The organism is Trueperaceae bacterium, from assembly GCA_036381035.1.
Taxonomy (GTDB): Bacteria; Deinococcota; Deinococci; order Deinococcales; family Trueperaceae; genus DASRWD01.
In genome coordinates this window covers 1-7,462 of record DASVDQ010000059.1, presented here as the reverse complement: position 1 = coordinate 7,462, position 7,462 = coordinate 1, and the positions used below count along the sequence as shown (strand labels likewise).

Genomic DNA, 7,462 nt, shown 5'->3' with positions numbered 1-7,462 from the left:
GACCGCGGCCGGCGCGGAACTGGACCTGGTGGTCGAAGGGAGGCGTAGGGAACGGGTGGGCTACGAGATGAAGTACTCCCTGTCCCCCACGGTGACGAAGGGGTTCTGGAACGCGCTTTCCGACCTGATGTTGCGAACGGCCTACGTGGTGTACCCGGGGGACGAGTCGTGGCCGCTCAGCGACTCCGTCGAGGTGCTGCCGGCCGTGCGGCTCGGCTCGGGGAGCTAGCCGGGGGCGGTACCGGGAGCTAACCCCCCGCCGCGGCCCTCACCTCGAGGCTGGCCACGAACGCGCGCAGCCACGCGGCGTAGCGGTCAGCCCCCGAGCGGTTCCACGCCTCGACGTGCTCGACGCCCTCGAGCCGGTGGTACGTGACCGGCACGCGCAGGGCGTCGACGAACTCGTCGACCGAGGCGATGGGCACCGTGCTGTCGGCGGTGCCGGCCACGACCATCACGGGCACCGGCACGCGGGCCGCCGAACGCGCCTGCACCAGCGAGCCGAAGTCGACGCCGGTGCGCCAGCCCGCCACCTTGAGCGCCAGGCGCGTGAGCAGCGCGGGCGCCGGCAGGCCGGCCTTCACGGCGCCCAGCTCCACCGTCGCGTAGGGGTCAACGAGCGGCGAGTCGAGCACCAGCCCGATCACCTCGGGCAGGTCCGGTCCCCAGCGCTCCAGGGCCTCGAGCGCCACGGCGCCGCCCATCGAGACGCCGAACAGCACGACCCGGTCCACGCCGCGCGCGGCCAGCTCGCGGGCGCCGGCCAGGGCGTCCTCCCACTCGCTGGCGCCGTAGTGGTAGAGGCCGTCGGGGCTGGGGTCGGAGGCGTCGTGGTTGCGGTACGACTGCGCCAGTACGTGCAGGCCCAGGTCGTGGAGGGCGGGGATGAACCGCAGGGTCTCGATCAGCTCGCCGCGGCGGCGGCCGTGCAGCACCAGCGCGCCCGTGCGGCTGCGCGCGTCCTCCCGCGCCGGCGGCACGTACCAGGCGCGCACCGACCCCACGGGACCGCGCAGCTCGAGCTCCTCGTACGTCAGGCCGAGGTCCCTCAGCGGGTCGCGGCGGTACACGAAGTCGTCGATGCGCGCGGGCGCGCCGGCGGCGGGCAGCTCCCCCTCGACGAGCTCCAGCCGCCGCGTCACCCGGTCGCCGTCGTCCGCGACGACCTCGCCGAGGAGCCCGTAGCCGCCGTCCCAGAGCAGGGCGTACGTGCCGTTCACGTCGACGTTCGCGTGCTGTCTGGGCCGCGGCGTGCGCGGCAGCGTCACCGTGGCCGGCGGGCCGGGGTCGGCGTCCACGACCTCGAACTCGGGCATCAGCGAGTAGGGCGCCGGCACGATCACGCGGCTCGAGAACACCCAGCCGAGCGCGAGAACCGCGGCGGCCGCCAACGCCAGGAGCACCAGGGCGGCGACGAGCACGCGCCTCACCAGCCCACCCTTCCGAAGGTGTCGGCGCGGTCGGGGCTGGTGGAGAACATGACCACTGGCGTGCCCGTGACCTCCTCGATGAGGCCCAGGTAGGCGTGGACCTCGGGCGGCAGCGCCTCGCGCGTGCCGAGGCCCTTGAGGTCGCCCCAGCCGGGCAGGTCGCGGTAGACGGGCTTCCCGTCCTCGCCGTAGGCCACGCAGACCCTCACGGGGTCGAGTCCGGAGAGCACGTCGAGCTTGGTCAGCACCAGGCCGTCGAAGCCGTTGATCTCGCAGGCGTAGGCGAGCTGCGCGAGGTCGAGCCAGCCGACGCGGCGGGCGCGGCCCGTGGTCGTGCCGTACTCGTCCCACTGCCGCTCGCCGCTGCCGCGCAGGCGCAGCGCCAGGACGTCGTCGAGCACCTCGGTGGGGAACGGTCCGTGACCGACGCGCGTGGTGAAGGCCTTGACGACGCCGTAGACCTGGTGGAGCGCCCGGTGGCTCACGCCCGCGCCCACGAGGATGCCGCCCACGGTGGGGTGGCTGCTCGTCACGTAGGGGTAGGTGCCGTAGGCGAGGTCGAGCATCGTCCCCTGGCCGCCCTCGAAGAGGACGCGCCTGCCCGCGGCCAGCGCCTCCCTGACCAGCGCGCCGGTGTCGCGCACCAGCGGCACGATGCGGTGACGCACGGTCTCGAGCTCGGCCATGGCGGCGTCGACGCTCGTCCAGCCCACGCGCGCCGTCGAGTTCGGCTTGGCCTCGAGCAGGCGGGAGAGACGCTCCCTCAACACGGACTCGTCGACGAGGTCGCCGGCGCGCACGCCGACGCGGCGCGCCTTGTCGGAGTAGGCGGGCCCGATGCCGCGGCCCGTCGTGCCGACGAAGCCGCCGCCCTCGTCGTTCTTGCGGTGGTGGGGCAGCACCAGGTGCGCCTCGTGCGAGACCCACACCTCGCCGGGGTCGCGACGGTCGGCCAGTCGGTCGAGCTCCCGCACGAACTCCCAGGGGTCGATGACCATCCCGCCGCCCAGCACCGATGCGGGCCTGTCGTGCAGCGTGCCGCAGGGCAGGTGGTGGAGCTTGTAGACCTCGCCGCCCACGACTACGGTGTGGCCGGCGTTCGCGCCGCCGGAGAACCGCACGACGACGTCGGCGTCGTGGGCGAGGGCGTCGACGACCTTGCCCTTGCCCTCGTCCCCCCACTGCGCGCCAAGGACCGCGATGCCAGGCACCTTGCCTCCTCGGGCCGCGCCCCGCGCGGCCGCCCGACGGCTGTCGCGGACGTCGGGTCCGCCCCTCCGGCCGGGCGACGTAAGAGTAACCTTAGGTCCATGACCACGCCCGCCGCCCCCAGGCCCACGGTGCTGCTCACCACGTCGACGGTCCCGCGCGCGACGTCCCTCCGCCGCGAGGACTCGCTGACGGGACGCAACTACTCGCAGGCCGTCGCCCTGGCCGGCGGGCTGCCGCTCATGGCCGCCACGCTGGACCCGGCGCTGGCGCCCGCCTACGCGAGCGCCGCCGACGCCCTGCTGCTCACCGGCGGCGGCGACGTCGACCCGGAGCTGTTCGGCGCCGCGCCCGACCGCGACCTCGGGTCCGTCGACCCGGAGCGCGACGCCTTCGAGCTGGCGCTCTACGCCGCGTTCCGCGAGGCCGGCAAGCCGGTGCTTGGCGTCTGCCGCGGCTGCCAGGTCATGAACGTCGCGCACGGCGGGAAGCTGCACCAGCACCTGCCCAGCGTCGCCGGCACCCAGCAGCACGACCAGGCCGACCCGCGCGGCTTCCCCCTCCACCACGTCGAGCTGGCGGCGGGCAGCCGCCTGGCCGCCGCCTACGGCGCCACGCGCGTGAGGACGAACAGCTACCACCACCAGGCGATATCCGAGGTGGGGGCGGGCCTGAGGGCCGTGGGCCGGTCGGGAGACGGGGTCGTCGAGGCCGTCGAGGCCGAGTCCGGTCCGCTGGCCGTGGGCGTGCAGTGGCACCCCGAGATGATGTTCGAGCGCTTCGCGGAGCACCTCGCGCCCTTCCGGGTGCTGGTCGAGGCCGCGGTGCCCCAGCCGGCGCGCTGACACCGCACGTGCGCGCCGGCGGTCTCTCGCCCGACCGCGCCGTGAGGGTGCACGGTCGGCACCCTCCCCGGCTCGTGTCGGCCGGGCTCTACGTTCGCCTCGCACCCCCTCCTCGCGCCCGCCGCACGTCCCTCCCCCGTTGACGCGCGGGGCCGCCGCGGTAGTACACTTCCGCGCATGTCACCAGCGCGCCGAGGAGGTGGTGCCGTGGAAGACGGCTATGGCTACTTCCGCCTGACCGCCACCCCCGCGCCCGCTGGTCTCCCCCGCTGAACGACGAGGACGGACCAGGGCGCACCACCCGCGGGGCCTCGCCGGCCCCGCCCACTCAGCGCGAGAGAAGGGCCCATGGTCATCGTCATGCGCAAGGACGCCGACGAGGCGTCGGTAGAGAAGGTCATCGACGAGGTAAGGAGCCTAGGCTTCACACCCCACGTCAGCGAGGGAGAGTCGCGCACGCTGATCGGCGCGATCGGCCCGTCGCCCACCGAGGAGCTCAGGGAGCACTTCGCCGGCCTCGCGGGCGTCGAGACCGTCGTGCGCATCACCAAGCCGTTCAAGCTGGCCTCCCGCGAGTTCAGGCACGACGACTCGTTCGTGATGATCGGCGGGGTGAAGACCGGCAACGGCAGGTTCGTCGTCGCGGCCGGGCCCTGCGGGGTCGAGAGCCGCGAGCAGACCCTGCGGGCGGCGGACATCGCGCGGCGCTCCGGCGCCCAGGTCCTGCGCGGCGGCGCCTACAAGCCCCGCACCTCCCCCTACGCCTTCCAGGGCCTCGGCGAGCAGGGACTCGAGATCCTCGCCGAGGCGCGGGCGGCGACGGGGATGCCCATCGTCACCGAGGTCACCACGCCCGAGCTGGTCGAGAAGGTGGCCGGCGTCGCCGACATGCTGCAGGTGGGCGCCAGGAACACGCAGAACTTCGCCCTGCTCGCCGAGGTGGGGCGCTCCGGCAAGCCCGTGCTGTTCAAGCGCGGCATGTCGACGTCGGTGAACGAGTTCCTGCAGGCCGCCGAGTACATCCTCAGCCAGGGCAACCCCCAGGTGGTCCTGTGCGAGCGGGGCATCAGGACGTTCGAGACGTCCACCCGCTTCACGCTCGACGTGAGCGCCGTGCCCGTCCTGAAGGAGCTGACGCACCTGCCCGTCTGGGTGGACCCCAGCCACGCCGCCGGCAAGCGCTCGCTGGTGCCGTCGCTGGCGCTGGCCGGCGCGGCCGCAGGCGCCGACGGCATCATCGTCGAGGTGCACCCGAGGCCGGAGGAGGCGAGGTCCGACGCCGCGCAGCAGCTCGACGAGGCCGAGTTCCAGGCGCTGATGGCGCGCCTCGAGCCGGTGGTGCGGGCGCTCGGGAAGTCGCTCTGACGTGAGCGCGGGGCGCACGCTGGCGGTTGCCGGCGTCGGGCTCATCGGCGGCTCGGTGGCGCTGGGCGTGCGGGAGCACGGCCTGTTCGAGCGCGTCATAGGCTTCGACCACGACGCGAAGGCCCTCGACGCGGCCCTGGGCCTGGGCGCCGTGGACGAGGCGCGGCTCGAGCCCGGCGACTGGCTGGCGGACGTGGACGTCCTGGTGCTGGCCGCGCCCACGCGGGCGCTGCCCGACCTGGCCAGGGCGCTCCTCCCCCACCTGAGGCCCACGGCCGTCGTCACCGACGTCGGCGGCGTCAAGCGGCCGGTCGTGGAGGCGGTGACGACCGTCGACTGGCCGGGCGGTCCGGGGCGCTTCGTGGGCGGCCATCCCATGGCCGGCAGCGAGCGCGCCGGCGTCGTGAACGCCGACCCCGGCCTCCTCGAGAACGCCGTCTGGGTACTCACGCCCGTGGCGGCCACCGCTGCGGCGGCGCTGGAGACGGTGCGCGGCCTCGTGGCGGGGCTGGGCGCGCGGGCGATCGAGACGACCCCCGAGAAGCACGACGAGCTCGTCGCCGCCGTCAGCCACCTCCCCTACCTGGCCGCCGTGGCGCTCACGACGCTGATCGACGAGGGCGAGGACCGCCCACTCAAGGCCCTCCTGGCGGCCGGCGGCTTCCGCGACCTCACCCGCGTCGCCAGCGGCGACCCGCGCATGAGCCGCGACATGGTCGCCGACAACGCCGGACCGGTCCGCGAGGCGCTGCGGGCCTTCAGGCGCGCTCTAGCCGACCTCGAGGAGGCCCTCGACGACCCGGAGGCGCTGCTGGAGCGCGCCGCGGCCGCCAAGCGCGCCCGCGACGCCGTCCCGGTGGTGAAGCGGGGCCTGCTCGCCTCGCGCTGGGAGCTCGTCGTGGCGGTGCTCGACCGGCCCGGCGAGTTCGCGCGCATCACGGCGGCGCTCGCCGCCGCGAACGTGAACATCAAGGACATCGAGGTCCTCGGCGTCCGGGAGTCGGGCGGCGCGGTGCGCCTGGCGTTCGAGGACGCCGCGGCGCAGGAGGCCGGCCGACGCGCCCTCGAGGCGCTGGGCTACAGGGTGCGCACCCGCAACGGCGGCTGAGGGCCACCTGGCCCCCGGCGGCAGCGCGGTGCCGCCGTGCGACGCCCGCGCCGGTCCTCCGTCGCGAGCGCGGCGCCCTCGGCGTGGCGACCCCGTCGACGCCTCGGCCCCGCGGCCCCGCGGACGCTGACGCCCCGCGTATCCTCGAGGGCGTGCCCGCGCCGCGCGACGCCCTCTTCGACCTGGCCGTGAACAGGGCGGCGGAGTACGCCGAGCGCCTGGGCATACCCCCGGGCGACCCCGAACGAGCCCGCCTCGGCCTCGAGGTCTGGTACCTGAAGACCCGCTTCGCCTACCGCGTGCCATTGGAGGAGGTGGCGGCGGCCGTGGCGGCGCGCCCGCCGGTGGCGGGCGCGGTCTGGTCGGGCGGTAGGAACGGGTCGTGGTCGCCGGGGGACGTACGGGGCGCGTCCTGACGAGCGCGTCGGCCCGCGAAGGCCGGACCCGGCGGCGGAGGGCGCACCCTGTTCGCCGACGGCCCGCCCCGGCGTACGTGGAGCCGCGCGCGGTCTCGCATGCCGTTCCCCGACCCAGGAGGCCGCGCCCTCGCGCGTGCGACGATGTGGGGCGTGGGGAGGAAGGCCAGGAACCGCCCCCGGCGCCGGCCCTCGCCCGAGGAGCTGAGGGAGCTGGAGGAGCGCGCCTGCAAGCGGAAGACGCGCTACCTGAACCAGCGTCAGGCGCTGGAGGCGCAGGCGCTCGTCCGTCTGCAGTACGGCCACGACAAGGGCATCTACCAGTGCAAGTACTGCGGCGGCTGGCACCTCGGCGGGCGCCCGCTGGACGTGTGAGCCGCCGCCAGGTGCCCCCCGCGACGGTCCTTCCTCGCGGCGCCGGGCGCCCGCTCCACGTGTGAGGCGCCGCCGGCCGGTGACATGCGGCCCTGCGGAGCCTCCGCGCCCGGTGGCGCGGCGTAAGTGTTGACTTACGGTAAGTCAACACTTACGATACTGGCATGCAGCCCATCGACAGGCTCGCGGCGCTCTCGGACCCCACGCGCCGGCGCGTGTTCGAGATGGTCCTGCGCCGTCCCAGCCCCGTCGGCCGGCTCGCCAGCGCCCTGCCCGTGAGCCGCCCGGCCGTCTCCCAGCACCTGCGCGTGCTGCTCGACGCCGGGCTGGTCGTGGCGGAGCGCGAGGGCGCGAGCCGGGTCTACCGCGCGGACGCGGCGGGGCTGGCGGAGCTGCGCGCCTGGTTCGAGGAGCTGTGGGACGACGCGCTCGACGCCTTCGAGGCGGCCGCGCGGAAGGAGCACGAGATGCGGAGTACGACCGAGGCGATAGCCCCCGTGGTCAAGACGAGGACGGTACCGCTGCCCGTCGAGGCGGCGTTCGACCTGTTCACCGGGCGCATCGGCGAGTGGTGGCCCACGGCCACGCACTCGATAGCCGGCGACGACGTGGCGGAGGTCAGGTTCGAGGGCCGCGTGGGCGGGCGGATCGTCGAGGTCGCCAGGGACGGCACCGAGTGCAGCTGGGGCGAGGTCATGGCCTGGAACCCGCCGC

The 7,462-nt window shown here is 74.8% G+C and carries 9 protein-coding genes; 7 read left to right on the top strand and 2 right to left on the bottom strand.

Annotated features, from left to right (window positions below; translation table 11 throughout):
• On the top strand, positions 1-229 hold a 229-nt coding region (locus tag VF202_07500), incomplete at its 5' end, for a hypothetical protein (GenBank protein ID HEX7039937.1).
• Between the two features lie 19 nt (positions 230-248).
• Here VF202_07500 and VF202_07495 read toward each other — a convergent pair.
• The gene (locus VF202_07495; protein HEX7039936.1) at positions 249-1,430 is read right to left on the bottom strand and encodes an alpha/beta fold hydrolase; all 1,182 of its coding nucleotides are present in this window, start codon (positions 1,428-1,430) and stop codon (positions 249-251) included.
• Positions 1,427-2,641, bottom strand: a complete 1,215-nt coding sequence (locus tag VF202_07490) for an adenylosuccinate synthase (GenBank protein ID HEX7039935.1) — start codon at positions 2,639-2,641, stop codon at positions 1,427-1,429. The genes VF202_07495 and VF202_07490 overlap by 4 nt, the downstream gene beginning before the upstream one ends.
• Positions 2,642-2,740: 99 nt before the next feature.
• On the opposite strand from VF202_07490, the gene VF202_07485 reads away from it, so the two are divergent.
• The 6 genes from VF202_07485 to VF202_07460 all read left to right on the top strand — a co-directional run.
• Positions 2,741-3,484: a gamma-glutamyl-gamma-aminobutyrate hydrolase family protein gene (locus VF202_07485; GenBank protein HEX7039934.1), complete on the top strand. Its 744-nt coding sequence runs from the start codon at positions 2,741-2,743 to the stop codon at positions 3,482-3,484.
• A 348-nt stretch (positions 3,485-3,832) separates the two neighbouring features.
• Positions 3,833-4,849, top strand: coding sequence for a 3-deoxy-7-phosphoheptulonate synthase (gene aroF / locus VF202_07480; GenBank protein ID HEX7039933.1), 1,017 nt, complete (start codon positions 3,833-3,835; stop codon positions 4,847-4,849).
• Between the two features lies 1 nt (position 4,850).
• Positions 4,851-5,957 (top strand): prephenate dehydrogenase/arogenate dehydrogenase family protein, encoded by a 1,107-nt coding sequence (locus VF202_07475; protein HEX7039932.1) that lies wholly within the window; start codon positions 4,851-4,853, stop codon positions 5,955-5,957.
• Positions 5,958-6,109: 152 nt separating this feature from the next.
• Positions 6,110-6,373, top strand: coding sequence for a hypothetical protein (locus VF202_07470; protein ID HEX7039931.1), 264 nt, complete (start codon positions 6,110-6,112; stop codon positions 6,371-6,373).
• Between the two features lie 153 nt (positions 6,374-6,526).
• Positions 6,527-6,748, top strand: coding sequence for a hypothetical protein (locus tag VF202_07465; GenBank protein ID HEX7039930.1), 222 nt, complete (start codon positions 6,527-6,529; stop codon positions 6,746-6,748).
• A 164-nt stretch (positions 6,749-6,912) separates the two neighbouring features.
• Positions 6,913-7,462 (top strand): metalloregulator ArsR/SmtB family transcription factor (locus tag VF202_07460; protein ID HEX7039929.1); only part of this gene is annotated, 550 nt, incomplete at its 3' end.